22 protein-coding genes are annotated in these 25,424 nt (G+C 68.8%); 14 read left to right on the top strand and 8 right to left on the bottom strand.

Annotated elements, in window-relative coordinates; all coding sequences use genetic code 11:
* Positions 1-55: 55 nt before the first annotated feature.
* Complete coding sequence (locus tag ACIPR8_RS10510; RefSeq protein ID WP_192287156.1) at positions 56-259, bottom strand: YdcH family protein; 204 nt, start codon at positions 257-259, stop codon at positions 56-58.
* 69 nt (positions 260-328) lie between these two features.
* Between ACIPR8_RS10510 and ttcA the strand changes: the two genes are divergently transcribed.
* From ttcA to ACIPR8_RS10495, 3 genes are all read left to right on the top strand, one after another.
* Positions 329-1,234: a tRNA 2-thiocytidine(32) synthetase TtcA gene (ttcA, locus tag ACIPR8_RS10505; RefSeq protein WP_446540982.1), complete on the top strand. Its 906-nt coding sequence runs from the start codon at positions 329-331 to the stop codon at positions 1,232-1,234.
* Between the two features lie 92 nt (positions 1,235-1,326).
* On the top strand, positions 1,327-2,235 hold the full coding sequence (locus ACIPR8_RS10500; RefSeq protein ID WP_192287154.1) for a recombination-associated protein RdgC: 909 nt from the start codon (positions 1,327-1,329) through the stop codon (positions 2,233-2,235).
* Positions 2,236-2,289: 54 nt separating this feature from the next.
* Positions 2,290-3,084, top strand: coding sequence for a YgjP family zinc-dependent metalloprotease (locus ACIPR8_RS10495; protein WP_446540981.1), 795 nt, complete (start codon positions 2,290-2,292; stop codon positions 3,082-3,084).
* Between the two features lie 207 nt (positions 3,085-3,291).
* On the opposite strand, the gene ACIPR8_RS10490 is transcribed toward ACIPR8_RS10495, so the two are convergent.
* From ACIPR8_RS10490 to hemH, 3 genes are all read right to left on the bottom strand, one after another.
* The gene (locus ACIPR8_RS10490; RefSeq protein ID WP_313255729.1) at positions 3,292-5,100 is read right to left on the bottom strand and encodes a methyl-accepting chemotaxis protein; all 1,809 of its coding nucleotides are present in this window, start codon (positions 5,098-5,100) and stop codon (positions 3,292-3,294) included.
* 290 nt (positions 5,101-5,390) lie between these two features.
* Positions 5,391-6,254 (bottom strand): alpha/beta fold hydrolase, encoded by an 864-nt coding sequence (locus tag ACIPR8_RS10485; RefSeq protein ID WP_446540980.1) that lies wholly within the window; start codon positions 6,252-6,254, stop codon positions 5,391-5,393.
* Positions 6,251-7,213 (bottom strand): ferrochelatase, encoded by a 963-nt coding sequence (hemH, locus tag ACIPR8_RS10480; protein WP_132863995.1) that lies wholly within the window; start codon positions 7,211-7,213, stop codon positions 6,251-6,253. The genes ACIPR8_RS10485 and hemH overlap by 4 nt, the downstream gene beginning before the upstream one ends.
* 189 nt (positions 7,214-7,402) lie before the next feature.
* On the opposite strand from hemH, the gene ACIPR8_RS10475 reads away from it, so the two are divergent.
* From ACIPR8_RS10475 to ACIPR8_RS10440, 8 genes are all read left to right on the top strand, one after another.
* Positions 7,403-8,302 carry a lipid-binding SYLF domain-containing protein gene (locus ACIPR8_RS10475; RefSeq protein ID WP_132863993.1) on the top strand — a complete coding sequence of 300 codons (900 nt, stop codon included), beginning with the start codon at positions 7,403-7,405 and terminating at the stop codon, positions 8,300-8,302.
* 73 nt (positions 8,303-8,375) lie between these two features.
* Positions 8,376-8,603 (top strand): Sec-independent protein translocase subunit TatA, encoded by a 228-nt coding sequence (gene tatA, locus ACIPR8_RS10470; protein ID WP_132863992.1) that lies wholly within the window; start codon positions 8,376-8,378, stop codon positions 8,601-8,603.
* Between the two features lie 15 nt (positions 8,604-8,618).
* Positions 8,619-9,068, top strand: coding sequence for a Sec-independent protein translocase protein TatB (gene tatB, locus ACIPR8_RS10465; RefSeq protein WP_446540979.1), 450 nt, complete (start codon positions 8,619-8,621; stop codon positions 9,066-9,068).
* Positions 9,065-9,817, top strand: a complete 753-nt coding sequence (gene tatC / locus ACIPR8_RS10460) for a twin-arginine translocase subunit TatC (protein ID WP_192287149.1) — start codon at positions 9,065-9,067, stop codon at positions 9,815-9,817. Before tatB ends, tatC begins: the two co-directional genes overlap by 4 nt.
* Before the next feature lie 134 nt (positions 9,818-9,951).
* Positions 9,952-13,524, top strand: a complete 3,573-nt coding sequence (locus ACIPR8_RS10455; protein WP_446540978.1) for a response regulator — start codon at positions 9,952-9,954, stop codon at positions 13,522-13,524.
* Entirely contained in the window at positions 13,509-14,375 is an 867-nt protein-coding gene (locus tag ACIPR8_RS10450) for a CheR family methyltransferase (RefSeq protein WP_132863987.1), read from the top strand. The genes ACIPR8_RS10455 and ACIPR8_RS10450 overlap by 16 nt, the downstream gene beginning before the upstream one ends.
* Positions 14,372-14,953 (top strand): chemotaxis protein CheB, encoded by a 582-nt coding sequence (locus ACIPR8_RS10445; protein WP_132863985.1) that lies wholly within the window; start codon positions 14,372-14,374, stop codon positions 14,951-14,953. The genes ACIPR8_RS10450 and ACIPR8_RS10445 overlap by 4 nt, the downstream gene beginning before the upstream one ends.
* The gene (locus ACIPR8_RS10440; RefSeq protein WP_132863983.1) at positions 14,944-15,945 is read left to right on the top strand and encodes a diguanylate cyclase domain-containing protein; all 1,002 of its coding nucleotides are present in this window, start codon (positions 14,944-14,946) and stop codon (positions 15,943-15,945) included. The genes ACIPR8_RS10445 and ACIPR8_RS10440 overlap by 10 nt, the downstream gene beginning before the upstream one ends.
* A 73-nt stretch (positions 15,946-16,018) precedes the next feature.
* Here ACIPR8_RS10440 and ACIPR8_RS10435 read toward each other — a convergent pair whose 3' ends face one another.
* The 4 genes from ACIPR8_RS10435 to ACIPR8_RS10420 all read right to left on the bottom strand — a co-directional run bounded on the left by ACIPR8_RS10435 (position 16,019) and on the right by ACIPR8_RS10420 (position 20,123).
* Positions 16,019-16,918 carry a BPSS1780 family membrane protein gene (locus ACIPR8_RS10435; RefSeq protein WP_446540977.1) on the bottom strand — a complete coding sequence of 300 codons (900 nt, stop codon included), beginning with the start codon at positions 16,916-16,918 and terminating at the stop codon, positions 16,019-16,021.
* A gap of 150 nt (positions 16,919-17,068) precedes the next feature.
* On the bottom strand, positions 17,069-17,602 hold the full coding sequence (locus tag ACIPR8_RS10430; protein ID WP_313255714.1) for a 2'-5' RNA ligase family protein: 534 nt from the start codon (positions 17,600-17,602) through the stop codon (positions 17,069-17,071).
* 5 nt (positions 17,603-17,607) lie between these two features.
* Complete coding sequence (locus tag ACIPR8_RS10425; RefSeq protein WP_446540976.1) at positions 17,608-18,336, bottom strand: glutamine amidotransferase; 729 nt, start codon at positions 18,334-18,336, stop codon at positions 17,608-17,610.
* Complete coding sequence (locus ACIPR8_RS10420; RefSeq protein ID WP_313255870.1) at positions 18,333-20,123, bottom strand: GspE/PulE family protein; 1,791 nt, start codon at positions 20,121-20,123, stop codon at positions 18,333-18,335. The genes ACIPR8_RS10425 and ACIPR8_RS10420 overlap by 4 nt, the downstream gene beginning before the upstream one ends.
* Before the next feature lie 107 nt (positions 20,124-20,230).
* Between ACIPR8_RS10420 and glyQ the strand changes: the two genes are divergently transcribed.
* From glyQ to ACIPR8_RS10405, 3 genes are all read left to right on the top strand, one after another.
* The gene (gene glyQ / locus ACIPR8_RS10415) at positions 20,231-21,142 is read left to right on the top strand and encodes a glycine--tRNA ligase subunit alpha (protein WP_446540975.1); all 912 of its coding nucleotides are present in this window, start codon (positions 20,231-20,233) and stop codon (positions 21,140-21,142) included.
* On the top strand, positions 21,139-23,307 hold the full coding sequence (glyS, locus tag ACIPR8_RS10410; protein WP_446540974.1) for a glycine--tRNA ligase subunit beta: 2,169 nt from the start codon (positions 21,139-21,141) through the stop codon (positions 23,305-23,307). The genes glyQ and glyS overlap by 4 nt, the downstream gene beginning before the upstream one ends.
* A 303-nt stretch (positions 23,308-23,610) precedes the next feature.
* Positions 23,611-25,410 carry an autotransporter assembly complex protein TamA gene (locus ACIPR8_RS10405; protein WP_323438660.1) on the top strand — a complete coding sequence of 600 codons (1,800 nt, stop codon included), beginning with the start codon at positions 23,611-23,613 and terminating at the stop codon, positions 25,408-25,410.
* Positions 25,411-25,424: the final 14 nt, after the last annotated feature.

The raw sequence follows: 25,424 nt of genomic DNA, 5'->3' as shown, positions 1-25,424 counted from the left end.
ACATCATCGCAGGTGATGCATATGCTTGGGTGGCGCGGAGTGACGGGGGGCAGGCCTACGCCGGCTCGTCCGGGATCAGCATGCTTTCCAGCTTGGTGATGCAGTCCTTGAGCTGCAGCTTGCGCCGCTTCAGCCGTTTGGCCTCCAGCTCGTCGTCCGGGTTGGCGGCAAGGCGGGTGATGCGATCGTCCAGGCCGCGGTGTTCACTCCGCAGTACGGCGATGCGCTGGCTGATCTCGGCGGGCGTCATGGTCTCCACGGGGGCTGAGCATAACCGGTTGCCGCGTCCGGTGAGGAGGGGCGCCGCCGAGCCGGTAGAATGCCGGCAATGAGTGCCGTCATCCCCCTGCCCGATCCCGCCCCGCGTGCCCGCGATCCGCGCCTGGCCGAACGTGAACACCACAAGCTGGCCAAGCGCCTGCGCCGCCAGGTGGGCCAGGCCATCGCCGATTTCGGCATGATCGAGGCCGGCGACAAGGTGATGGTCTGCCTGTCCGGTGGCAAGGACAGCTACACCCTGCTGGACATCCTGCTGCAGCTGCAGAAGAAGGCGCCGGTGCCGTTCGAGCTGGTCGCGGTGAACCTGGACCAGAAGCAGCCGGGCTTTCCCGAGCACGTGCTGCCGGAGTACCTGGCCGGCCTCGGCGTGGCGCACCACATCATCGAGCAGGACACCTATTCGGTGGTCAGCCGGGTGATCCCGGAAGGCAAGACCATGTGTTCGCTGTGCTCGCGCATGCGTCGTGGCGCGCTGTACAACTACGCCGAGGCGAACGGCTTCACCAAGATCGCGCTGGGCCACCACCGCGACGACATCGTGGCCACGTTCTTCATGAACCTGTTCCACCATGCCAAGGCCGCCGGCATGCCGCCCAAGCTGCTCAGCGATGATGGCAAGCACGTGGTGATCCGGCCGCTGGCCTACGTGCGCGAAAGCGACATCATCGACTACGCCGTGGCACGGCAGTTCCCGATCATCCCGTGCAACCTGTGCGGCAGCCAGGAGAACCTGCAGCGCAAGCAGGTCGGGCTGATGATGAAACAATGGGAGAAGGACCACCCCGGCCGCATCGAGCAGATTTCGCGCGCGCTGGGCGATGTCCGGCCCTCGCAGCTGGCCGACCCGCGGCTGTTCGACTTCATGGCGCTGGGGCGCCGCGACGAAGCCCCGCTGCCGGACGCGCATGCGTGGCTTTCCGGCGGCGAGCAGGGTACGGAGCCCGCGGACCCCTGATCCCCTGATGCCCCGCAGGTCGGGCCTGGTCCGGCCCCGCCGCCGTCTGTTGCATTCCCGTTTTCCCTCTTTCCTTTTCTGGCTTCCAATTCATGTTTTTCAAGAACCTGACGCTGTTCCGCTTCCCCACTTCCATTGATTTCTCCGAAGTCGACACGCTGTTGCCGCACGTGGTGCTCAAGCCGGTCGGCGCGCTGGAAATGACCTCGCGCGGCTTCATCTCGCCGTTCGGCCGCGACGAGAAGAACGTGTTCTCGCACCGCATCGGCGACGCGCTGTGGCTGACCGTCGGCGGCGAGGAGAAGATCCTGCCGAGCGTGGTGGTCAACGACCTGCTGGCCCGCAAGCTGGAGGAAATCGAGGAGAAGGAAGGCCGCAAGCCCGGTGGCCGCGAGCGCAAGCGCATGAAGGACGACCTGCTGCACGAGCTGCTGCCGCGTGCCTTCGTCAAGAGCTCGCGCACCGATGCCTTCCTGGACCTGGAGCACGGCTACGTCGCGGTGGACAGCTCCAGCCGCAAGACCGGCGAGAACGTGATGAGCGACATCCGCGGCATGCTCGGCAGCTTCCCGGCGATGCCGCTGAACGCCGAAGTGGCGCCGCGTTCGATCCTGACCGCGTGGATCGCCGGCGAGCCGCTGCCCGAGGGCCTGAGCCTGGGCGAAGAGTGCGAGATGAAGGACCCGGTGGAGGGGGGCGCGGTGGTCAAGTGCCAGCACCAGGAACTGCGCTGCGACGAGATCGACAAGCACCTGGACGCCGGCAAGCAGGTCACCAAGCTGGCGCTGGTGTTCGAGGACAACCTGTCCTTCGTGCTCGGCGACGACCTGATCGTGCGCAAGCTCAAGTTCCTGGACGGTGCGCTGGACCAGCTCGAGCACATCGACGAGGACGGCCGCCGTGCCGAGCTGGATGCGCGCTTCGCGCTGCAGAGCGGTGAAATCCGCCGCCTGTTCCTGCTGCTGGAAAAGGCGTTCAAGCTGAGCAAGGCCGACAGCTGAACCGGAACCGGCGCCGTCCCGGCGCGGTAACCCGGCCGGGTCTATGCTGTCGCCATGGCCAGCCTGCTTCGCCGTCTGATCGCCCCCACCGCGCCGGGTATCCAGCGCGACACGGTGCGCCTGCGCCTGGATGACGCGGCCGAGATCGAGGTGCTGCGCGTGCGCGACCCGCGTGCGCGCCGGCTCAAGCTCAGCGTGGATGAACGTGGCGCGCGCTTGACCTTGCCCACGCGCGCGAGCCTGGTCTCCGGCGAGCGTTTCCTGCAGGCCAACCGGCAATGGCTGCAGCAGCAGTTGGCGCGTTTCAGCGACGATGGCCTGCTGGCGCCGCCGCTGTTGCTGCGCGAGCCCGGCGTGCTGCCGCTGCGCGGTGCATTGCTGCCGGTGCATTGGGAAGAGGGGCGCTTCAGCCGCATCGAAGTGGACGAGGCCGGGGCGCATATCCAGCTGTCCGCGCGTGCCGGGGAAGCGGCCTTGCGTCGTGCATTGCGCGAGTTCTACGAAGCCCAGACCCGCGCCGACGTCGGCCAGTGGCTGCCGAAGTACCTGCCGGGGCTGGCGCGCGCGCCGGCACGGCTGCGGCTGAAGGTGATGTCCTCGCAATGGGGCTCGCTGGCGCCGGACGGTTCGATGGCGCTGGACCTGGCGCTGGTGCTGGGCCGGCCCTCGGCCTTCGAGTACGTGCTGGTGCACGAGCTCTGCCACCTGCTGCAGGCCAACCACTCGCCGGCGTTCTGGGCCGAGGTCCAGGCGCGTTTCCCGCACTGGGAGCAGGAGCGCGATTACCTGCGGCTGGAAGGGCGGCGCTTGAAGGGCACGCTGCACCAGTTGTTGCAGGTACGGGCGTAGGGGCGAAGGGCTTACCCCTCCCCAACCCTCCCCTGCTGCGCAAGGGAGGGGCGGTCCACGCGATGTGACAGATGGCAGCCATGCTGCTTCTACCCCCTCCCGTGCGCAGCAGGGGAGGGTTGGGGAGGGGTGCTTTGGGGGCTTTCCCGATAAACCCCGGGAGCCCGTACGCCCTCCCGGCTCCCACGCTTCGTACCGGCGCGTGGGTCAGGCAATACGCCGCTGCGGGGACCGCCCGCGCACCTCGCCGGCACCCGCATAACGGAACACCGACACCGCGCCGGCCAATGCCTCGGCCTGCTGCTCCATCGAACGCGCCGCCGCGCTGGCTTCCTCCACCAGCGCCGCATTCTGCTGGGTGGTCTCGTCCATCTGGGTCACGGTGTGGTTGACCTGCTCGATGCCCACGCTCTGCTCCTGCGATGCGGCGGCGATGCGCGCCATCAGGTCGGTGACCTCCTTCACCGCGGTGACGATCTCGTCCATCGTGCTGCCGGCCTGGGTGACCAGGCGGGCGCCGTCGTCCACCTTGCCCATCGAATCCTCGATCAGGCCCTTGATCTCGCGCGCGGCGGTGGCCGAGCGCTGTGCCAGCGAGCGCACCTCCGAAGCGACCACGGCGAAACCACGGCCCTGGTCGCCGGCACGCGCCGCTTCCACCGCGGCGTTCAGCGCCAGGATGTTGGTCTGGAAGGCAATGCCGTCGATCACCGAGATGATCTCGGCGATCCGATGCGAAGCCTGCTCGATGGCCTGCATGGTGCTGACCACCTGGCCGACCACCTGGCCGCCGCGTTCGGCCACGCCGGCTGCGCCGATCGCCAGCCGGTTGGCATCGCGGGCGGATTCGGCGTTCTCGCGCACGGTCGAGGTCAGCTCCTCCATCGAGGCGGCGGTTTCCTCCAGGCTGGCCGCCTGTTGCTCGGTGCGCCGGGACAGGTCGTCGTTGCCGCTGGCGATCTCGCCGGCGGCGACGGTGATGGCCTGCGAGCAGTGCTTGATCTGGTCGATGATCACCGCCAGCCGCTCGGCGGTCAGGTTGGCATCGTTCTTCATCGCCTCGAAGTCACCGGCATGCTCGCCGGTGATGCGGTGGTCCAGGTCGCCGTCGGCCAGGGCGGCCAGCATCGCGCGGACCTGGCCGGTGGTGCCGGCCAGCGTGTCGAGCAGTTGGTTGATGCCCAGCGTCAGGGTCTGGATGAAGCCGGCCTCGGCCACCGGCTGCAGGCGCTTGCCCAGGTCGCCGGCGTTGGCCGCGGCGACGATGCCGGCCACGCTGTTCTCCAGCTGCAGCTCCTGGGTACGGTCGTGCCACTCCACCGCGAAGCCGCTGCGGCTACCGTCGGCGTTGAACACCGGCGTCACCACCTGGCTGAAGTGCACGCCGCCGATCTGGATGCGGCCGTTGTGGGGCTGCCGCAGCTGGTCGAGGATGCCGCGGATGCGCGCCGGGTTGGCGTGGAAGCGGTGGATGCTGCTGCCTATCAGCGTGTCCACGTCGAAATCCGGGAAGGCCTTGCGCAGGGTGTCCTGCTGGTTGCGCAGCAGCGCCACGACCGAGCGGTTCACGTAGCGGATGATGTGGTCGTTGTCGGCGATCATCATGCCGGTGCGCGAGGTGTCCAGCGACGCGCGGATCTGCGCGTTCTCCTGGTGCATGGCCTGCTCCTGCTGCCAGCGCTGCTGCACGCGTGCCTGCAGCGCCGCCACGCTGGCGGCCAGCGTGCGCGTGGTGCCAGTGCCGGTGCCGTCGCCGGCAACCGCATCCAGCTGCGCGCGCAGGCTGGCTGGTGTATCGCCCAGGGCCCGCAGCGGGCGCAGCAACGTGACCGTCAGCAGCGGCAACCCGCACAGGCAGAGCACCAGCAGCAGCCATTGCCGCGACCATGCCGCGATCGCGACGGTGGCCACGCACAGGACCAGCGCCGCCAACAGCGTGCCGCGCTGGCCTGCCCAGGCCAGCTGCAGTGCGGACGGATCGGGGGGCTGGGCGACGGGGTGGGGACGTGGATGCATGGCAACTCCGGGTCAGGCAATCGGGGGAAGGACGACGGGAAGGACGATCACAGCGGCCGTTGCCGGCCCGCACGCGCAGGCGCGCCGCCGGCGTGGCCGGCAGCGGTGCGGGAGGATCCGGCCCGGGAACAGGGGGCCGCGGCGGGAAAGGCGGGAAAGCATGCTGCGATCGGACGCGCAGGGCCCATCGCGGGCCTGCGTTACTTCATTCCCTGTAACGGTCGTAACCCCGTTAGCGGCGGCGCCGCGGGCCTCTGAACCAGACCAAGGCCGTATTGCGGTGCCGGGATTCAGCTGGCGTCGGGCAAACCGGCGATGAAGCGCTCGATGATCGCCGCCACCGCGGCCGGCTGGTCCATGTGCACGTGGTGGTGGCCGGGCAGGGTGTGCAGGCGGCCGTCGGGCAACAGCGCGGCGCGCTGGCTGCGCTGCGGTTCGGGGAAGTAGTCCTGCGCCGGCGTGGCATAGATCACCTGCACCGGGCAGCCGATGGCGCTGACCACGTCCCGCACCTGGTCCTCGGTCATGCGCACGGCGGTGGGCAGCATCAGGCGCGGGTCGCTGCGCCAGCTCCAGCCGCCATCGACCGGCTTGACCCCGCGCTCGACCAGCAGCCGCGCCGAGGTCTCGCTGAGCTGGTTGACCATCATCCGGGCCCGCACCGGCGTGGCCAGGTCGGGGAACACGCGCAGCTGCTTGTCATCGAGCCTGGACGCGGCGGTGACGAAGGTGCGCAGGCGCTGCACGGTCTCGGTGGCCGGCGCGGCCAACCCGCCCAGTGCCTCGATCGATACCAGCGCCTGCACGCGCTCACCGGCCACCGCCGCGACCAGGCTGGCGATCGCCGCGCCCATCGAGTGGCCGAGCAGCACGCAACGGTCCCAGCCCAACGCATCGGCGATGGCCAGGGTGTGCACGATGGCCTGCGGCGTGGTGTACGGCGTGGTCAGCGGCAGGTGCTCGCTGAAGCCGTGGCCGGGCAGGTCGATCATCACCAGGTCCAGCGTCGGCAGGTGGGCGGCCAGGGGCAGGAAGCTGGCGGCGTTGTCGAGCCAGCCATGCAGGGCCAGCACCTTCAGCCCGCCCGGGGTGCCGCTGCGCAGGCCGGCCAGGCGTTGCCCGTCGACCCGCAGTTCGAACGCGGTGGCACTCATGCCGTCTGCGCCGTGGCCAGTGCCGCCAGGGCACGGGCATGGGCGGCGCTGTCGTTGAGGCAGGGGATGTAGCGCATGGTCGCGCCGCGTTCGGCCAGGGTGGCGGTGAAGCCGAGCGCGACTTCCTCCAGCGTTTCCAGGCAGTCGGTGGCGAAGCCCGGGCAGACCACGTCGATCTGGCGGACGCCGCGCTCGGCCATGGCCCACAGGGTGGGCTCGGCATACGGCTGCAGCCAGCGTTCGCGGCCGAAGCGTGACTGGTAGGCCAGCGTCCAGGCCTCGTCGGACAGGCCCAGCGCGGCGGCGATGGCACGGGCGCTGGCTTCGCAGCGCTGCGGGTAGGGGTCGCCGGCGTCGGCCAGGCGCTGCGGGATGCCGTGGAAGGAGAACACCAGCTTTTCGGCGCGGCCGTGCTGCTGCCAGTAGGCGGTGATGGACGCGGCCACGGCGGCGACCCATTGCGGGTCTTCGGCGTAGTCGCGGACCAGCTGCACCTTCACCTTCGGGTGACGCTGCTGCCACTGCAGCACCACGTCCTCGACCGAGGCGGTGGTGGTGGTGGAGTACTGCGGGTACAGCGGCAGCACAACGATGCGGCGCGCGCCTTCGGCGGCCAGCGCATCCAGTGCCGGGCGCAGCGCCGGGTTGCCGTAGCGCATCGCATCGCGCACGCGCCAGTCCGGCAGCAGCTGCTGGATGCCCTGCGCCAAACGGCGGGTATGCACGGCCAGCGGCGAGCCTTCCGGCAGCCATACCTGCGCGTACTTGTGCGCCGAACGGCCCCCGCGCAGCGGCAGGATCAGGCCATGCAGCAGCGGCTTCCACAGCAGGGGGGGAATGGACACCACGCGCCGGTCACCGAGGAACTCGGCCAGGTAACGGCGCACCGCCGGCGCGGTAGGGGTGTCGGGCGTGCCTAGGTTGACCGCGAGCAACGCGGTGGTGGGGGCGTTGGACATCCGGGTATTTTCGCAGGTCTTGGGCGGTTGGGGACGACGCGTGGTGGCCGGGGAGGGTGGGGAGGGGGAAGCCATGGCGCCGGCTTGCACGCACCCGCCACAGGCTTCCGCTCACCACCGATTCATCCCGCCGCGCCTAATTTCAGGCACTTGCGTTATCTTTCTGTGCACCGACCTACGGAGTTCACCATGCGCCGCCTGCCGTGCCTCGCCCTGTTGCTGTCCGCCAGCCTCCTGTCCGCCAACGCCGTTGCCGGCCCACAGGAAGACCAGCGCGCACGCAATGCCGTGCGCGTGCTCAGTGAAATCCAGGACATCCCCGAACAGGCGATCCCGGACAAGCTGCTCGACGAAGGTCGCGCGATCATCGTCATCCCCGACACGATCAAGGCCGGCCTGGTGCTGGGTGGCCGTCGTGGCCACGGCCTGATGTCGGTCAAGACGCCCGATGGCAGCTGGTCCAACCCGGTGTTCATCAAGCTCACCGGCGGCAGCATCGGCTTCCAGGCCGGCGTGCAGTCCTCCGACGTGATCCTGGTGTTCCGCAACGACCGCAGCCTGGACAACATCGTCAACGGCAAGTTCACCCTCGGCGCCGACGCCGGCGTGGCCGCCGGCCCGGTCGGCCGCAATGCCGCCGCCGCCACCGATGGCCAGCTCAAGGCCGAGATCTGGTCGTGGTCGCGCGCGCGCGGCCTGTTCGCGGGCGTGGCGCTGGATGGCGCGGCGCTGCAGATCGACGATGCCGCCAACCTCGATGCCTACGGGCAGGGCACCACCCCGCGCATGATCATCGAAGGCCGCCTGGCCAGCGCGCCGTCCAGCGACGTGGTCGCCTTCCGTGACCGGCTGGAGGAATCCACCTATGCCGCCCGTGAAAAGCGCGGCACCCAAGGCACGGTGGCACCGGTGGCGTCCACCGCGCCGCGCGCCGATGCGGTCAGCGTGCCGGCACCGGTCGCAGCGGGCAGCGATACCGCCACCACCGCCCCGATCCAGCCGGCACCGGCTCAAACCGCGCCGCAGCAGGGCTTCCAGCCGGTGAATGAGGGCGAGATCCGCACCGAATCGCTGGACGGTGGCAACTGACCTTCGGCATAGCGATCGGGTCATGCCCGGTGCGCTATGCTCAACAACCTTCCACACATAACGCGAGCGGATCATGGGCAGTTTCAGCATCTGGCACTGGTTGGTCGTGCTGGTCATCGTCCTGCTGGTGTTCGGCACCAAGCGGCTGACGAGCGGCGCCAAGGATCTGGGCAGCGCGGTCAAGGAATTCAAGAAAGGCATGCGCGAGGAGGACAAGCCCGCCGCACAGCTGGGCGATGACTCGCGCAAGGCCGAGAAGAGCGCCGAAACGCAGGCCGAGCACGACCGCGAAGCGCGCTGATCCGGAGTTCCGGGCGTGTTCGATATCGGTTTTGGCGAGCTGTTGCTGATCGCCGTGGTGGCCCTGGTGGTGCTCGGTCCCGAGCGCCTGCCCAAGGCCGCGCGGTTCGCCGGGCTGTGGGTGCGCCGCGCCCGCAACCAGTGGGATTCGGTCAAGCAGGAGCTCGAGCGCGAACTGCACGCCGAGGAACTCAAGCGCAACCTGCAGGACGTGCGGCAATCGATGCAGCAGGCCGAGAGCGGGCTGCGCGATCAGGCCCGCCAGGTGCAGGACGGCGCCGACGCGCTCGGCCGCGAGGTCGAACAGGTGCCAGCCTCGGAAACGGAAACGTTCATCGAGCCACGGCCGATCGCGCCGCGCCCGGTTGCCGCGGAAGCCACCGCTGAAACACCGGCGCAGGAACCGGCCGACCGTGCCCTGACGCAGAAAGGCCCGGCGTCGCCCGCGCAGGAGCCGTCGCGATGAGCGGGACCGATTTCAACGAAAGCCCCCTGATCGAGCACCTGATCGAGCTGCGCGCGCGGCTGGTACGCGGCCTGCTGGGGTTGGGGGTGGTGCTGCTGGCGCTGCTGCCGTTCTCGCGCACGTTGTACAGCCACCTGGCCACGCCGCTGATCTCGCAGCTGCCGGCCGGGCAGACGATGATCGCCACCAATCCGGCCGGCGCCTTCTTCGCGCCGCTGAAGCTGACCTTCTTCACCGCGGTGTTCGTGGCCGTGCCGTGGCTGCTCTACCAGGCCTGGGCGTTCGTGGCCCCGGGCCTGTACGCCCGCGAAAAACGGCTGGCGGTGCCGCTGCTGGCCTCGGCGGTGGCACTGTTCTACATCGGCTGCGCCTTCGCCTATTTCCTGGTGCTGCCGGCGGTGTTCCACTTCCTGACCACGTTCCGCCCGGAAGTCATCGCCATCACCCCCGATGCCAATGCCTACCTGGACTTCGTGCTGGCGATCTTCTTCGCCTTCGGGGCCAGCTTCGAGCTGCCGGTGGCGATGGTGATCCTGGTGCTGCTGGGCTGGGTGACCCCGCAGCAGCTGCGCGAAGGGCGCGGTTACGCGGTGGTCGGCATCTTCGTGCTGGCCGCGATCCTGACCCCGCCGGACGTGGTGTCGCAGCTGATGCTGGCCATCCCGATGTGCTTTCTCTACGAACTGGGCATCCATGCCGCGCGCTGGCTGCAGCCACGTGACCAGGACAGCAAGCGCGCGGCCTCCTGAGTCCTGCCTCACCGCGCTGGCACAGGTTCTGCGATACCTTTCCCGATGAATACAGGCCAGGTCCGGTTACAGTGGCCGGGACGGCGCCGGGGGAATTGAGAGTGACGGACAAAAAAGAAAGCTGGATCAATAACTTGCCGCTACTCGGGAAGATGGTCGCGGCGTTTGCGCTGGTGTTCCTGTGCTTCCTCGTCGCCGGTGGCATCAGCTACCGGACCGCCAGCGAGGATGACCTGGCGCGGAAACGTGAAAGCCAGCAGATCGAGGTCATCCGCCACGTCGAGGATGCCATGCAGGCGGTGCGCCTGCAGCAGCTGGCCCTGCGCAACTACCTGCTGGGGCAGGGCGAGGACGAGCGGGTCGCGCTGCGTGAGCAGGGTGACCGGCGCGACGCGGCGCTGGAGGCGGCCAGCAAGGCCGGCAACGCCGCGCACGTGGAGCAGATCCGCACCGCGACCCAGGCCGCCAACAACTGGGACCAGATGGTGGAGTCGGTGCTGGCCGAGCCGGCCACCGATGCGGACACCTTCGAACAGGCGCGGCGCAAGCTGGAGCGGGTCAACACCGGGCAGGCCAATGCGCTGGTGGTGATGCTGGGCAACATCTACGACAGCGAGATCCGCACGCTGCTGGCCGAGCGCGAGGAAATGAGCAAGTGGATCGACCGCGCGCAGAAGGTATCGCTGCTGCTGCTGGTGATCGGCTTCGCGGTGATCGTCGGCACGCTGTGGATGATCGCGCGGGTGGTGGTCGCCCCGATCAACAGCCTGACCGGCAAGATGACGCGGCTGGCCGACGACGACCTGGAGGTGGAGATCGGCGGGCTGGAGCGGGGCGACGAGATAGGCGCCATCGCCCGCGCGCTGGAGGTGTTCCGGCGCAATTCGGTGGCCTCGCGCGATGCCAACTGGGTCAAGCTCAGCGTGGGCGAGGTCGGCGCCGAGCTGCAGGCCATGCAGGAGGCCGAGACCTACGGCCAGGCGCTGGTGTCGCAGATCGCGCCACGCATCGACGCGCCGATCGGCGTGTTCTTCCTCTGGGACGAGGACGAACAGGAACTGCGCCTGCAGGGCAGCTACGGCTTCCAGCGGCGCAAGCACCTGGGCCTGCGGTATGCCATGGGCGATGGCCTGATCGGCCAGGCCGCACTGGAGCGCAAGCGCATCAGCGTGCAGCAGGTGCCGGATGATTTCTTCGGCGTGCATTCGGCGCTGGGCGAAGCGCAGCCGCGCCAGCTGGTGGCGGTGCCGCTGTTGTTGCAGGGGCGCCTGCTCGGCGTGCTGGAGTTCGGCACCTTCGGCCAGTTCACGCACACCCAGGAAGCCTTCCTGGACGCGGTGCTGCCGCAGGCGGCGCTCGGCCTGGAGAACATCCGCGCCTCCGAGCGCACCCGCACCCTGCTCGAGCGCACCCGCGCCCAGGCCGAGGAACTGCAGCGCTCGCAGGTGGCCCTGCAGGCGCAGGAAGAGGAACTGCGCGCCACCAACGAGGAACTGCAGGGCAAGACCGTCGAGCTGGAGGAGCAGGCACAGCGCCTGTCCGCCTCGGAGGAGGAGCTGCGCGTGCAGGCCGAGGAATTGCAGGCCTCCAACGAAGAGCTGCGGCAGAAGACCGAGGTGCTCAACGAGCAGAAGGACGTGCTGCAGGTGCTGCAGCGCGAGACCGAATTCAAGGCGCAGGAACTGGCACGCGCCAGCCAGTACAAGACCGACTTCCTGGCCAACATGTCGCACGAGCTGCGCACCCCGCTCAACAGCCTGCTGATCCTGTCCAAGGAGCTGGCCGAGAACGAGAGCGGCCACCTGGACGTGGAGGAAGTGGAGGCCGCCGCGGTCATCCACGACTCCGGCTCCAACCTGCTGCGCCTGATCAACGACATCCTGGACCTGTCCAAGATCGAGGCCGGCAAGATGGACGTGCACCGCGAGGAGGTGCGCATCGAGGGCGTCACCCGCGAGGTGCTGCGCCATTTCCGCCACATGGCGGTGGAGAACCGGCTCGAATTCGCCATCGACCTGGACCCGTCGGTGCCGGAAGTGCTGGTCACCGACCGCTCCAAGCTGCAGCAGGTGCTCAACAACCTGCTCGGCAACGCCTTCAAGTTCACCCGCGAGGGCAAGGTGACGCTGCGCCTGGCGCTGGCCGACCACGCGATGCTGACCCGCATCGGCGTGGCCGCCGGCGAGCAGTACATGGCGCTGTCGGTGCAGGACACCGGCATCGGCATTCCGCCGGAGCGCCTGGATTCGATCTTCGAGGCCTTCGAGCAGGTCGACTCGAGCACCAGCCGCCATTACGGCGGCAGTGGCCTGGGCCTGGCCATCGCCCGCCGCCTGGCGCAGCTGCTCGGCGGCCACCTGGTGGTGGAGAGCGAGCCGGACAAGGGCAGCTGCTTCACCCTGGTGTTGCCGTTGCTGTCGACCGCGGTCAGCAGTGCCGCCGCCACCGGCGACGCGGCGCCGGCACCGCTCGAGCGACGCCCGGCGGCGACGCCGGCGCGTGCGGCCACCGCGCAGCTGATCGACTGGATCCCGGACGACCGCCACAACATCGCCGCCGGCGAGACGGTGATCCTCACCGTCGAGGATGACCCGGCGTTCGCGCGGATCCTGGTCGACCTGATCCGCCGCAAGGGCCACCGCGCGCTGGCCGCCGCCGACGGCGAGAGCGGCCTGGAGCTGGCCCGTCGCTACCGTCCCACCGGCATCCTGCTGGACGTGATGCTGCCGGGCATGGACGGCTGGTCGGTGCTGCAGCACCTCAAGCACGACCCGGTCACCGCGGCGATCCCGGTCCACTTCATCTCGGCCGTGGACGAAGCGGCCAAGGGCGTGGCGCTGGGCGCGGTCGGCTACCTGACCAAGCCGGTGGACCGCCCGGCGCTGATCGCCGCCTTCGACCACCTGCTCGACGTGGCCGGCAAGATCGTGCGCAAGCTGCTGCTGGTCGATGACGATGCCGATTCACGGCTGGCGCTGACCCGCCTGCTGCAGGCCGACAACGTCGAGATCGACCAGGTGGCCTCCGGCGAGGAAGCGCTGGAGCGCATCGCCACCCACAGCTACGACTGCATCGTGCTGGACCTCAACCTGGGCGGGATCTCGGGCGTGGAGTTCCTGGAGAAGGCCGCCACCCTGGTGGCGGTGCCGCCGGTGGTGATCTATTCCGGCCAGGACCTCAGCCGCGAGGAAAGCCTGAAGCTGCGCCAGTACACCGACAGCATCGTCATCAAGGGCCAGCGCTCGCCCGAGCGCCTGCTCGACGAGGTCAGCCTGTTCCTGCACAGCATCGGTTCGCGCGGCGCCAACGCCACCCCGTCGGACGACCAGAACCTGGGCGGCCGCCAGGTGCTGCTGGTCGACGACGACATGCGCAACCTGTTCGCCCTGTCCAAGTCGCTGCGCGCGCGCGGCATGAACGTGATCATGGCCCAGGACGGCTACAAGGCGCTGCAGCAGCTGCAGGAAAACCCGTCCATCGAGCTGGTGCTGATGGACATCATGATGCCGGGCATGGACGGCTACGAGACCACCCGCGAGATCCGCAAGCGGCCGGAATGGGCCAACCTGCCGATCATCGCGGTCACCGCCAAGGCCATGCACGGTGACCGCGACAAGTGCCTGGATGCCGGTGCCAACGATTACCTGACCAAGCCGGTGGACCTGGACAAGCTGTTGTCGATGATGCGCGTATGGCTGCAAAAGTAGGCCCCGATGCTCCCCTTGCCAGTCGCGATGAGATCGACGACATCGAAGTCGATGCCTTCATCCAGGCGATGGCGCGGCGGCACGGCTACGATTTCTCCGGTTACGCCCCGGCCTCGCTGAAGCGCCGGGTGCAGGCGCTGGTGCAGACGCTGGAGATGCCGCACATCGGCGAGCTGACCGCGCGCGTGCTGCGCGACGACGAGATGGTCTCGCAGGTGATCTCGCGCCTGTCGGTGCCGGTGTCGGAGATGTTCCGCAACCCGGCGGTGTTCCGGAAGCTGCGCGACGAAGTGTTCCCGGTGCTGGCCTCCTACCCGCAGATCAACATCTGGCAGGCCGGCTGCGCGCACGGGCAGGAGGTGTACTCGCTGGCCATCCTGCTCAAGGAGGCCGGGCTGTACGACCGTTGCCAGATCTACGCCACCGATTTCAGCGACGAGGCGCTGGCGCGCGCGCAGGAGGGCATCTTCCCGATCCGCGACGCGCGCCTGTACTCGGAGAACTACCTGGCCGCCGGTGGCCGGCAGACGCTGTCGGACTACTACCACGCCCGCTACGACTTCATGAAGCTCGACGCGCGGCTGCGCGAGCGGGTCACCTTCGCCAACCACAACCTGGTCTGCGACGGGGTGTTCTGCGAGGCGCAGCTGATCCTGTGCCGCAACGTGCTGATCTATTTCTCCGACGCCCTGCAGGACCGGGTGCTGGGGCTGTTCCGCAGCAGCCTCAGCCGCGGCGGCTTCCTGTGCCTGGGCAACCGCGAGTCGATCCGGTTCGCGCCCAGCGCCCGCGACTTCGTGCCGCTGGACGCCGAGCTGCGGCTCTACCGCAATGCCGGGGGCACGCTGTGAACCGCCCCGCCGGCCCGCAGCCGCAGGCCGTGGTGGTGGGCTGCTCGGCGGGCGGGCTACAGGCCCTGCACGTCCTGCTGGGCGGGCTGTCCGGGCCGCTGCCGGTGCCGATGGTGGTGGTCTGCCACAGCGGTTCGGAGGACATGCGGCTGTTCTGTGAACTGCTCGCCGGCCGCAGCGGCCAGACCGTGGTGGAGGCCGAGGAACGCCAACAGCCCCGGCCCGGCACGGTTTATGTCGCGCCCTCGGGCTATCATCTGCTGCTGGAACGTGACGGCCGTTTCGCTTTGAGTGTCGATCCGAGGGTGTCGTTCTCCCGCCCCTCCATCGATGTCCTGTTCGAATCTGCTGCCGGCGTCTGGCGTGAACACCTGCTTGCCGTGCTGCTCACCGGGGCCAATTCCGATGGCGCCGAGGGCTGCCTGCGCGTCCGCGGCCAAGGCGGTACGGTGATCGTGCAGGATCCACATACCGCGCAGGTACCGGTGATGCCGGCCGCCGCGCTGGAACTGGCGGGGGCCGACCATTGCCTGCCGCTGCCCGGAATTCCCAAATTGCTGGAAACCCTATGTTCGTGACCAAGCCGCCTGCCCCGCAGCGCCCGAAGATCCTGGCGGTGGATGACAACCCCGCCAACCTGCTGGTGATCCGCCGCGTGCTGGCCAAGCTGGACGTGGACGTGATCGAGGCGTCCTCCGGCAACGAAGCACTCAAGGCCACGCTGGACGACGAGTTCGCGCTGGTGCTGCTGGACGTCTACATGCCGGACATCAACGGCTTCGAAGTGGCCGAGATCCTGTCCCAGGAGGAGACCACCCGGCAGACCCCGATCATCTTCGTCACCGCCACCTACGCCGATGACGTGCACCGCCTCAAGGGCTACGGCTTCGGCGCGGTGGACTACATGGCCAAGCCGCTGGAGGCGACCATCCTGCTGTCCAAGGTGCAGGTGTTCCTGGAGCTGTACCGGCACCGGGTGGCGCTGCGCGATGCCCTGAGCGAGCTGTCCGAGCGCAACCGGCAGCTGGAGATCGAGGTCGAGCAGCGCAAGCAGATGGAGCAGGAGATGCGCCACCTGGCCATGCACGACATGCTCACCGGCCTGCCCAACCGCGCGTTGTTCATGGACCGCCTGGAGAGCGCGCACCACCGCGCCTCGCGCCACAACGGCATGTTCGCGCTGGTCTACGTGGACGTGGACCGCTTCAAGGACGTCAACGACACCTGGGGCCATGGCGCCGGCGACGCGATGCTGGTGGAGCTGGCCGCGCGCCTGCGCGGCACGCTGCGCGAGAACGACACCGTGGCCCGCCTCGGCGGCGACGAGTTCGCGCTGGTGCTGGAGGAACTGGACGACATCAGCGACGCGCACCGCCTGCTCGAACGGCTGGGCAAGGCGCTGGAGGTGCCGATGTGCTATCGCCTGCGGGATGGCGAGGACGTGGCCCTGACCATTGCCGCCAGCATCGGGCTGGCCGCCTACCCGGCCGATGGCGCAGAGGTGAATGCCCTGCTGCATGCCGCCGACCAGGCCATGTACCTGACCAAGCGCAGCCGCGACACGGCGTGATCGTGCACGGCCGGGGTTCCCCCGGCGCCGCGGATGCCTCCCGCCGTTGCCGGGCCGGGAGGCGGGTCGAAACTCAGGCCTCGAACACGTGGCCGCTGGACGGCGGCGGCGTGCTGCTGGCATCGGCCGGGGCCAGCATCTGCTTCCAGGCGGCGTAGACCGCGCCGGCGAACACCGGCATCAGCACCGCCATCAACAACAGCTGGGCCACGGCCATCGCCGCGGCCTGGCCGGCGATCAGGCCGATGACCAGCGCCACGATCATCACCGCGAAATAGATCGCGAAGATGGCGATGAAGGCCAGCACGAAGAACACCAGCATCGCCGGCAGGTTGTGGATGCTGGCGCGCAGGCTCTGGCGCAGTGCATGCACGCCGGTGGCGCGCTGGAACATCACCTGCGGCGGCATCACGAACAGGGCCAGGGTCAACGCGGCGAAGGTGGCCAGCATCAGCAGCAGCCACAACAGGATGCGACCGGCCGGCAGGGTGGCGACCAGCGCCTCGATCTGCGCCGGGTCCGGCTGCGTGCCGGACTGGCTGAGCTCGTTGAGCTTGAGCATCACCTCGGACAGGTGCTGGAAGCCGGACGGTCCGCCGACCAGCACCAGCAGCAGCGTGCCCAGCAGCAACGCGCCCACCAGCTGCGGCAGCAGGGCGACCAGCAGGTGCGGCGCGCGGCCTTCCTGCACGCCCTGCAGCAGGTGTGCCGGACGGGCCGGGCGGCCCTGGTCGACTTCGCGCACGGCCCACAGCAGGCCGCCCATGAACAACGGGCCGGCCAGCAGCAGCAGGAACTGCAGCAGCGTGCCCAGCGCGGGCACCAGCAGCGACAGCGATAGCACCAGCGAGGTCCCCAGACCCCACAGGATGCCCAGCGAGCCCAGCGCCAGCGGCGCGCGCTTGAGCAGGCCAAAGCCGGTCAGCAGCCATTCCGCGCCGGCGGAGGCCGACACCTTGCGAATCTCGCTCATTGCAGTTCCGAAACAGGGGGGAGCGTCGGTCATGCCGACGTATGCGGATTATCGCTTGAAACGTGTCGTGGCGTTATGAGGCGCAGGTAACGACCCCTTCCTGGCCCCGGCCTGGCGGTGCGCCGAAGGACCGGCGCGGAACGCCGGAATTCATCCGGCCCGGGAAGGGGCGGCCTCGAAGCGGCGTAGCAGTGCCGGGCGCCCTTCGACCACTTCGTACAGCGCCAGGCGGCGGAGGATGAAGCGTTCGGCGGGGACCGCCTCGGCCAGCAGGTGTTCCTGCTGCTCCACCGCAAGCGTGGTGGTACTCAGGCTGCAATGCGGCGTGTAGGCGAAACGGTGCGGCTGGAAGGCCAGCCCGCTGCCGGCCAAGGCGCGGTGGAAGGCTTCCAGCGGGGCGGGATCTTCCGGCTGCAGCCAGATCACCGGGCCGGTGGCGAAACGACGAATGGCCACGAACCGCGCCGGCAGTGGCAGGTGCGCATGGGCAAGCGCCTGCAGCCGGTCGAACACTCCGGTTTCCGATTGCCCCGTCGCCAGTGTCCCCAGCCCGGAGGAGCCGGCCAGGGTGATCTCGGCCGGGTAGCCGGCCAGGCGGGCGTCGTAGCGACGACGCAGCGCCAGCACCTGCGCGGCGACCGGGTCGGGCAGTTCGAGCACCACGTAGCAGGGGTGCTCGAACATAGGCTTCAATGGTGCTCGCTGCGCCGCACGTGGCGCACGAAACGGCGCAGCAGCTGGCGGGCCAGCGGCGCGGCGCTGACCTCGCGGGCAACGCTGCGTGCGCAGCCGCCATGGCGGGCGATGCAGTCGGCGCGTGCGCGCACGTAGCCGCGCATGTGGTGGGTGGCGAATTCGGGGTGGAACTGCAGGCCCCAGGCCTGCGCGCCCCAGCGGAAGGCGTGGCAGTTGTCCTGCACCGAGCGCGCCAGCACGGTGGCGCCTTCGGGGGCGCGCAGCACCGTCTGCAAGTGGGTGGCGTGGGCCGGGAAGGTGGCCGGCAGGCCGGCGAACAGCGGATCGGCCGCGGCCGGTGCTTCCAGCTCCAGGCGGATCGTGCCGGACTCGCGCCCGGCCGGGTTGTAGGCCACCTCGCCGCCCAGTGCGTGGGCCAGCAGCTGGTGGCCATAGCAGATGCCCAGCAGCGGCATGCCGGCATGGGCGGCGTCGCGCAGCCAGTCGGCGCTGCGCTCGCTCCAGTCGGCGCGGTCGGTGACGAAGGCGGCCGAACCGGTGACGATGGTGGCGGCGAACCCGCCGCGGTCCGGCAGTGCCTCGCCGTGCTCGACGTTGACCACCACGGTCTCGGCTTCCTCCAGCCCGGCGGCGACGCGGATCCAGTGCGGGAAGCGCCCATAACGGCGCAGGGTCGGGAACGGTTGCCCGGTTTCAACGATCAGGAACGGCTGGGACTTCATTCCGCGGGAGGCAGTACTGACAGGACTTCCTCGATTGTAGTCAGCCCCTGCGCCACCTTTTCAAGCCCGGTGCGGCGCAGGGTACGCAGCCCTTCGGCGCGTGCGGCGCGGCTGAATCCGGCCAGGTCCATGTCGCGGGTGATCAGGGCACGCAGCCGCGAACCCAGTGGCAGCAGCTCATACAGGCCGATCCGGCCCATGTAGCCGGTGCGCCGGCACTCTAGGCAGCCGACCGGCGCATATGCGGTGATGACATCAGGTAATGCGTCATGGGCATCACGCAGCGGGGCCCAATCGGCCGCTTCCAGCGTGTCGGGCACCTTGCAGTGCGGGCACAGGGTGCGCACCAGGCGCTGGGCGAGCACGCCGTTGACGGTGGAGCCGATCAGGTAGTGCGGCACGCCCAGGTCGAGCAGGCGGGTGATCGCCGAGGGCGCGTCGTTGGTGTGCAGGGTGGACAGCACCAGGTGGCCGGTCAGCGAGGCCTGCACCGCCATCTGCGCGGTCTCCAGGTCGCGGATCTCGCCGATCATGATGATGTCCGGGTCCTGGCGCAGCAGGGTGCGCACGCCGGCGGCGAAGTCCAGGTCGATGTTGGCCTGCACCTGCATCTGGTTGAACTCCGGCGCGATCATCTCGATCGGGTCTTCCACCGTGCACACGTTCACGTCCGGGGTGGCCAGCCGCTTGAGCGTGGAATACAGCGTGGTGGTCTTGCCCGAGCCGGTCGGGCCGGTGACCAGCACGATGCCGTGCGGGCGGGCGACCAGTTCATTCCAGCCGGCCGCTTCCTCCGGGCTGAAGCCCAGCTGCTCGATGCTCTTGAAGGCCGAGTCCGGGTCGAAGATGCGCATCACGCACTTCTCGCCGAACGCGGTGGGCATGGTGGACAGGCGCATCTCCACCTCGCGCCCGCCCGGCGAGCGGGTCTTGATGCGGCCATCCTGCGGGCGCCGGCGCTCGGCCAGGTCCATGCGGCCGAGCACCTTGACCCGGCTGACCACCGCGGTCATCACCGAGGGTGGCATCTCGAACACCTTGTGCAGCACGCCGTCGATGCGGAACCGCACCCGGCCCATGTCGCGCCGTGGTTCCATGTGGATGTCGCTGGCGCGCTGCTCGTAGGCGTACTGCAGCAGCCAGTCGACGATGCTGACCACGTGGTGGTCGTCGGCGTTGACGTCGCCGGAGCTGCCCAGCTCGACCAGCTGCTCGAAGCTGGGCAGGGTGGTGGCGTTGCCACCGTCCCGTGAATCGTTGCGGGCATTGCGGATCGAGCGGGTGACGCCGAAGAACTCCATCGTGTAGCGATGCAGGTCCAGCGGATTGACCAGCACCACCTCGATGCGGCGCCGACTCAGGTGTTGCAGGTCCGGCACCCAGTCGCGTGCCAGCGGCTCGCTGGTGGCCACCAGCACGCGCTCGCTGTCCACGCCCAGCGGCAGGATGCGGTGGCGGCGGGCATAGGCGTGGGAGACCACGGCGGTGGCGGCGGCCACGTCCACCCGGGTCGGGTCGATGCGCAGGTAGCGGGTGTGGGTGCGGCCGGCCAGCCATTCGGTCAGCCGCTCCAGCGCCAGCTCGCCCCGGGCCGGTGGCGCGGCGGCCAGCTTCAGGTTGGCCAGCAGCACCAGCGGATGGATCTCGCTGGGATTGCGCGCGCCCTGGGCCGAGAAGCGGATCCGCTCCTGGTCGTGCGCGGCCACCAGGCCATCGCCCAGCAGGGCGGCGGCGACGTTGGAGAATTGCAGCTTACCGGGCGTGATCGGCACCGGAACCGGTGGTATCTGCGCGCTGCCTGCAGCCTGTTGCTCCACCCCGAACCCCTTGCTGGCGCGGCCAAAGAGCGGCCGCTCGCTATACTAGCGCACCCCTTTCGCATGGCTCAGGCAGCATGTCCGCGACCCCCACCGTTCCAATCACCTTCCAGGGCCTGATCCAGACCCTCAACGATTTCTGGGCAAAACAGGGCTGCGTGCTGATCCAGCCGCTGGACCTGGAAGTGGGCGCCGGCACCTTCCACCCGGCCACCTTCCTGCGCTCGATCGGCCCGGAAAGCTGGAACGCGGCCTACGTGCAGCCCAGCCGCCGTCCCACCGACGGCCGCTACGGCGAGAACCCCAACCGCCTGCAGCGCTACTACCAGTACCAGGTGGCGATGAAGCCGAGCCCGGACAACATCCAGCAGCTGTACCTGGATTCGCTCAAGGCGCTGGGCATCGACCCGCTGGTGCACGACCTGCGCTTCGTCGAGGACAACTGGGAATCGCCGACCCTCGGCGCCTGGGGCCTGGGCTGGGAAGTCTGGCTCAACGGCATGGAGGTCACCCAGTTCACCTACTTCCAGCAGGCCGGTGGCCTGGAGTGCAAGCCGGTGCTGGGCGAGATCACCTACGGCCTGGAGCGGCTGTGCATGTACCTGCAGAACTGCGACAACGTCTACGACCTGGTCTGGACCTACGGCCCGGACGGCACCCCGGTCAGCTACGGCGACGTCTACCACCAGAACGAGGTGGAGCAGAGCACCTACAACTTCGAGTACGCCGACGTGGAAGAGATGTTCCATCGCTTCGACGCCTGCGAGAAGGAAGCGCAGAAGCTGGTCGAGGCCGGCCTGCCGCTGCCGGCCTATGAACAGGTCTGCAAGGCCTCGCATTCGTTCAACCTGCTGGACGCGCGCCGCGCCATCTCGGTGACCGAGCGCCAGCGCTACATCCTGCGCGTGCGCGCGCTGGCCCAGGCCGTGGCCAAGCTGTACGAGGCCAAGCGCCTGGAAGCAGTGGCCGCCAAGGAGGTGCAGGCATGAGCATGCAGCCGCTGCTGATCGAACTGGGCGTGGAAGAGCTGCCGGTCAAGGCGCTGCCGGGCCTGGCGCAGGCCTTCTTCGATGGCGTGATCGACGGGCTGGCCAAGCGCGGCATCGCCTTTGACCGTGAGGGCGCCAAGCCGCTGTCCACCCCGCGTCGCCTGGCGGTGCTGCTGCCGGGCGTGGAAACCGAACAACCCGAGCAGCATTCGGAGGTGTTCGGCCCGTACCTGAACATCGCGCTGGATGCCAACGGCGCGCCGACCAAGGCGCTGCAGGGCTTCGCCGCCAAGGCCGGCATCGACTGGACCGCGCTGGAGCGCACCACCGACGCCAAGGGCGAGCGCTTCGTGCTGCGTTCGGTCAGCCCGGGCGCACAGACCGCCGCGCTGCTGCCGGAGATCGTGCGCGAGGCCATCGCCGCGATGCCGATCCCCAAGCCGATGCGCTGGGGCAGCCACGAGTACGCCTTCGCCCGCCCGGTGCACTGGCTGGTGGTGCTGCATGGCAATGACGTGGTGCCGGCCGAACTGCTGGGCCTGAAATCGGACCGTTTCAGCCGTGGCCACCGCTTCATGGCCGACAAGCAGGTGTGGCTGAGCCACCCGAACGACTACGTCGAGTCGCTGAAGGCCGCCAGCGTGCTGGTCGATGCCGATGCGCGCCGCGAGCGCATCGTCGCCGAGGTCAATGCCGCGGCCGCGCAGGCCGGCGGCGTGGCGCGCATCACCGAGGACAACCTGGAGCAGGTAGTGAACCTGGTCGAGTGGCCGGCGGCGGTGCTGTGCAGCTTCGAGCGCGAGTTCCTGGCCGTGCCGCAGGAAGCGCTGATCGAGACCATGGAGATCAACCAGAAGTTCTTCCCGGTGCTCGATGCCGGCGGCAAGCTGACCGAGAAGTTCATCGGCATCGCCAACATCGAGTCCAGGGACGTGGCCGAGGTGGCCAAGGGCTACGAGCGCGTGATCCGTCCGCGTTTCTCCGATGCCAAGTTCTTCTTCGACGAGGACCTCAAGCAGGGCCTGGCCGCGATGGGCGAGGGCCTGAAGAGCGTGACCTACCAGGCCAAGCTGGGCACGGTGGCCGACAAGGTGCAGCGCGTGTCGACGCTGGCCCAGCACATCGCCGCCCAGGTCGAGGTGGACCTGGCGCAGGCACGGCGTGCCGCCGAGCTGGCCAAGAACGACCTGCAGTCGCGCATGGTCAACGAGTTCCCGGAGCTGCAGGGCATCGCCGGCCGCCATTACGCCGTGGCCGGTGGCGAATCGCCCGCCGTGGCGCTGGCCATCGACGAGGCCTACCAGCCGCGCTTCGGCGGTGACGACATCGCGCTGAGCCCGCTGGGCAAGGTGCTGGCCATCGCCGAGCGCCTGGACACGCTGGCCGGCGGCTTTGCCGCGGGCCTGAAGCCGACCGGCAACAAGGACCCGTTCGCACTGCGCCGCAATGCGTTGGGGTTGGCACGCACCATCATCGAGAGCGGCTTCGACCTGGATCTGCGCGCACTGCTGCACAAGTCAGCGGAGGGTGTGATGCTCTCGATGTCTGAAGTTGCGCTAAGGGAGAAGGCGCGGATTGGCAGTGAAGCAAAAGAAAAGGGCGTTGACGTCCCGGCGGGGCAGGCCAACGTTCGTGCGCTTCAGGACACCAATTACATGGAAATCTATCCCTTTGTCATTGACCGCCTGAAGGGCTATTACGCCGACAAGGGCGTGCCGGTCACCCACTTCAATGCCGTGGCCGAGTTGGGGGTGCCGTCGCTGTACGACTTCGACCGCCGCATCGATGCCATCGGCACCTTCGCCCAGCTGCCCGAAGCCGAGGCGCTGGCCGCAGCCAACAAGCGCATCCGCAACATCCTGCGCAAGGCCGAGGGCGACATCCCGGGCATGATCGACCCGGCGTTGCTGCGCGAGCCGGCCGAGACCGAGCTGGCCGAGGCGGTGACCGCGGCCATCGACGACACCGGCGCCAGCCTGCACCACAAGGACTACGTGGCCGTGCTCGGCCGCCTGGCCCGCCTGCGCCCGCAGGTGGATGCGTTCTTCGATGCGGTGATGGTCAACGCCGAGGACCCGGCGCTGCGCGGCAACCGCCTGGCGTTGCTGCGCACGCTGGGTGACCGCCTGGGCAGCGTCGCGGCGATCGAGCACCTGTCCAGCTGATCGCGGGCGACATGCCGCAGACGAAGGCCCGCGCAAGCGGGCCTTCGTCGTTCTTCCCCGGCAGGAGCGGCCCCGGCCGCGAAGCACGCACGAAGGCGGCCCATGCAAGGGCCAGTGTGCCGATGAGGTTGCGGCGGTTGTCGGTGTGCAGGGGTTGCTGACTTCGCGGTCGAGGCCGCTGCTGCCTGATCGGCAGTGCGGGCCCACAGGCGACGTCCGGCACAAGCGCGCCGGGGATTTACATCGCTTTCACATGTGGCAAAACCGCCACATTGTGATTTTGCCAGTCATCTCCAGCCCGGTATGCTGGCGTGCATGCAGCCTTCCCGAATCACCCTTTTTCTCCTGTCTGCCGCGTTGTTTCTGGCGGCGCCCCTTGCCCATGCCCGCGGCACCATCCAGAAAGTCGAAATCAAGGGCCTGGACAAGGGCGACGACGCCGAGATGATCGAGAACATCGAGGCCTCGCTCTCGCTCTATGACGTCATCGGCAAGCAGCAGGGCGAGTCCCGGCTGGAATACCTGCTCTCCCAGGCCGAGAGCCAGACCCGCAAGGCGCTGGAGCCGTTCGGGTTCTACAACCCCGACATCACCATCGAAAGCCCGCGCGAGGGCGACAACGTGCGCGTGGTCGTGCGCGTGGAGAAGGGCGAGCAGATCCGGGTCCGCCAGGAAGAACTGGCCATCACCGGCCCGGCCGGCCGCGACCGCTACCTGATGGAGGACCTGGAGGCGTTCCAGCCCAAGCGCGGCCAGCCCTTCGACTCGGTCAACTACGAAGCCAGCAAGATCACCATCACCCGCCGCCTGGCCGAACGTGGCTACTTCGACGCCGACTTCACCCAGCGCAAGGTGGAAGTCACCCGCGCCGAGAACGCCGCCGACATCTTCCTCACCTGGGACAGCGGCCGCCGCTACAACATGGGGCCGATCAACTTCCAGCAGGACTACTTTCGGCAGGACCTGTTCGAGCCGCTGGTGTACTGGGAGCAGGGCAGCTACTGGCACGAAGGCAAGCTGGACCGCCTGCGCGAGTCGCTGACCAAGCTGGACTACTTCAGCGTCATCGACATCCAGCCGCACCCGGAGCAGGCCGACGAGAGCGGCGAGGTGCCGGTGGACGTGAAGCTGACCCGCGCCAAGCGCACCATCTACACCGCGGGCCTGAGCTACGGCAGCGAGAGCGGTGCCGGTGTGCGCGGTGGCGTGGAGCGTCGCTACGTCAACCGCCGCGGCCACAAGCTCAACACCCAGGTCGACTACGCGCAGAAGCGCAAGAGCCTGATCACCAGCTACCGCGTGCCGGGCTTCCGCTGGCTCGATGGCTGGTACACCTACGCGGTGAGCGTCTATGACGAGCAGACCGACTACATCGACCTGCGCAACTTCAAGCTGATCGCCAGCCGCAGCGGCGAGATCAACGAGCACTGGAATGCCATCGTCTCGATGAACGCCCTGCGCGAGCGCTGGCGCTACAGCTCCGGCAACCAGTTCAACAGCGCCGTGTACCAGTACTCCACGCTGGTCTACCCGCAGTTGACCGCCGATTACGTGGACGTGGACGACAAGAGCTTCCCGCGCCGGGGCCTGAGCGGCAACGCGACCATGCGCGCCGGCATCGAGGGCGCCGGCTCGGACACCAGCTTCGTCCAGGCCGATGCGACCGTGCGCTGGTACGTGCCGGTGGGGGAGAGTGACCGCCTGATCCTGCGCGGCCAGGCCGGCACCACCTGGACCAGCGACCTGGTGGCGATGCCGCCCAGCCTGCGCTACTTCGCCGGTGGTGACCGCTCCATCCGCGGTTACGCCTACCGTGAAGTGGGCCCGCGCACGCCGGCCCCGGACAAGTTCGCCCTGGGTGCCAAGAACCTGGTGGTCGGTTCGGCCGAGTACGAGCATTACTTCGGGGGCGGCCCGTGGGGCGCGGCGGTGTTCGTCGATACCGGCAGCGCCTTCGACAACACCATCGACCTGCATACCGGCGTGGGCCTGGGCGTGCGCTGGAAATCCCCGGTGGGCCCGGTGCGCATCGACATCGCGCACGGCCTGAACAGCCCTGACTCGCAGTTCCAGCTGTACCTCAACATTGGAGCGGACCTGTGAGCCGGCGTCCGGAA

The organism is Stenotrophomonas sp. LARHCG68 (genome assembly GCF_052871705.1).
Note: the sequence above shows the minus strand (reverse complement) of the source record. Positions and strands in the feature narration are given on the sequence as shown.

What these genes read in the sequence shown, in the direction of transcription:
- ttcA (WP_446540982.1), top strand. Translation starts at nt 329, where the DNA reads ATGAGTGCCGTCATCCCCCTGCCCGATCCCGCCCCGCGTGCCCGCGAT.
- ACIPR8_RS10500 (WP_192287154.1), top strand. Translation starts at nt 1,327, where the DNA reads ATGTTTTTCAAGAACCTGACGCTGTTCCGCTTCCCCACTTCCATTGAT.
- ACIPR8_RS10495 (WP_446540981.1), top strand. Translation starts at nt 2,290, where the DNA reads ATGGCCAGCCTGCTTCGCCGTCTGATCGCCCCCACCGCGCCGGGTATC.
- ACIPR8_RS10490 (WP_313255729.1), bottom strand. Translation starts at nt 5,100, where the DNA reads ATGCATCCACGTCCCCACCCCGTCGCCCAGCCCCCCGATCCGTCCGCA.
- ACIPR8_RS10485 (WP_446540980.1), bottom strand. Translation starts at nt 6,254, where the DNA reads ATGAGTGCCACCGCGTTCGAACTGCGGGTCGACGGGCAACGCCTGGCC.
- hemH (WP_132863995.1), bottom strand. Translation starts at nt 7,213, where the DNA reads ATGTCCAACGCCCCCACCACCGCGTTGCTCGCGGTCAACCTAGGCACG.
- ACIPR8_RS10475 (WP_132863993.1), top strand. Translation starts at nt 7,403, where the DNA reads ATGCGCCGCCTGCCGTGCCTCGCCCTGTTGCTGTCCGCCAGCCTCCTG.
- tatA (WP_132863992.1), top strand. Translation starts at nt 8,376, where the DNA reads ATGGGCAGTTTCAGCATCTGGCACTGGTTGGTCGTGCTGGTCATCGTC.
- tatC (WP_192287149.1), top strand. Translation starts at nt 9,065, where the DNA reads ATGAGCGGGACCGATTTCAACGAAAGCCCCCTGATCGAGCACCTGATC.
- ACIPR8_RS10450 (WP_132863987.1), top strand. Translation starts at nt 13,509, where the DNA reads ATGGCTGCAAAAGTAGGCCCCGATGCTCCCCTTGCCAGTCGCGATGAG.
- ACIPR8_RS10440 (WP_132863983.1), top strand. Translation starts at nt 14,944, where the DNA reads ATGTTCGTGACCAAGCCGCCTGCCCCGCAGCGCCCGAAGATCCTGGCG.
- ACIPR8_RS10435 (WP_446540977.1), bottom strand. Translation starts at nt 16,918, where the DNA reads ATGAGCGAGATTCGCAAGGTGTCGGCCTCCGCCGGCGCGGAATGGCTG.
- ACIPR8_RS10430 (WP_313255714.1), bottom strand. Translation starts at nt 17,602, where the DNA reads ATGTTCGAGCACCCCTGCTACGTGGTGCTCGAACTGCCCGACCCGGTC.
- ACIPR8_RS10425 (WP_446540976.1), bottom strand. Translation starts at nt 18,336, where the DNA reads ATGAAGTCCCAGCCGTTCCTGATCGTTGAAACCGGGCAACCGTTCCCG.
- glyQ (WP_446540975.1), top strand. Translation starts at nt 20,231, where the DNA reads ATGTCCGCGACCCCCACCGTTCCAATCACCTTCCAGGGCCTGATCCAG.
- glyS (WP_446540974.1), top strand. Translation starts at nt 21,139, where the DNA reads ATGAGCATGCAGCCGCTGCTGATCGAACTGGGCGTGGAAGAGCTGCCG.
- ACIPR8_RS10405 (WP_323438660.1), top strand. Translation starts at nt 23,611, where the DNA reads ATGCTGGCGTGCATGCAGCCTTCCCGAATCACCCTTTTTCTCCTGTCT.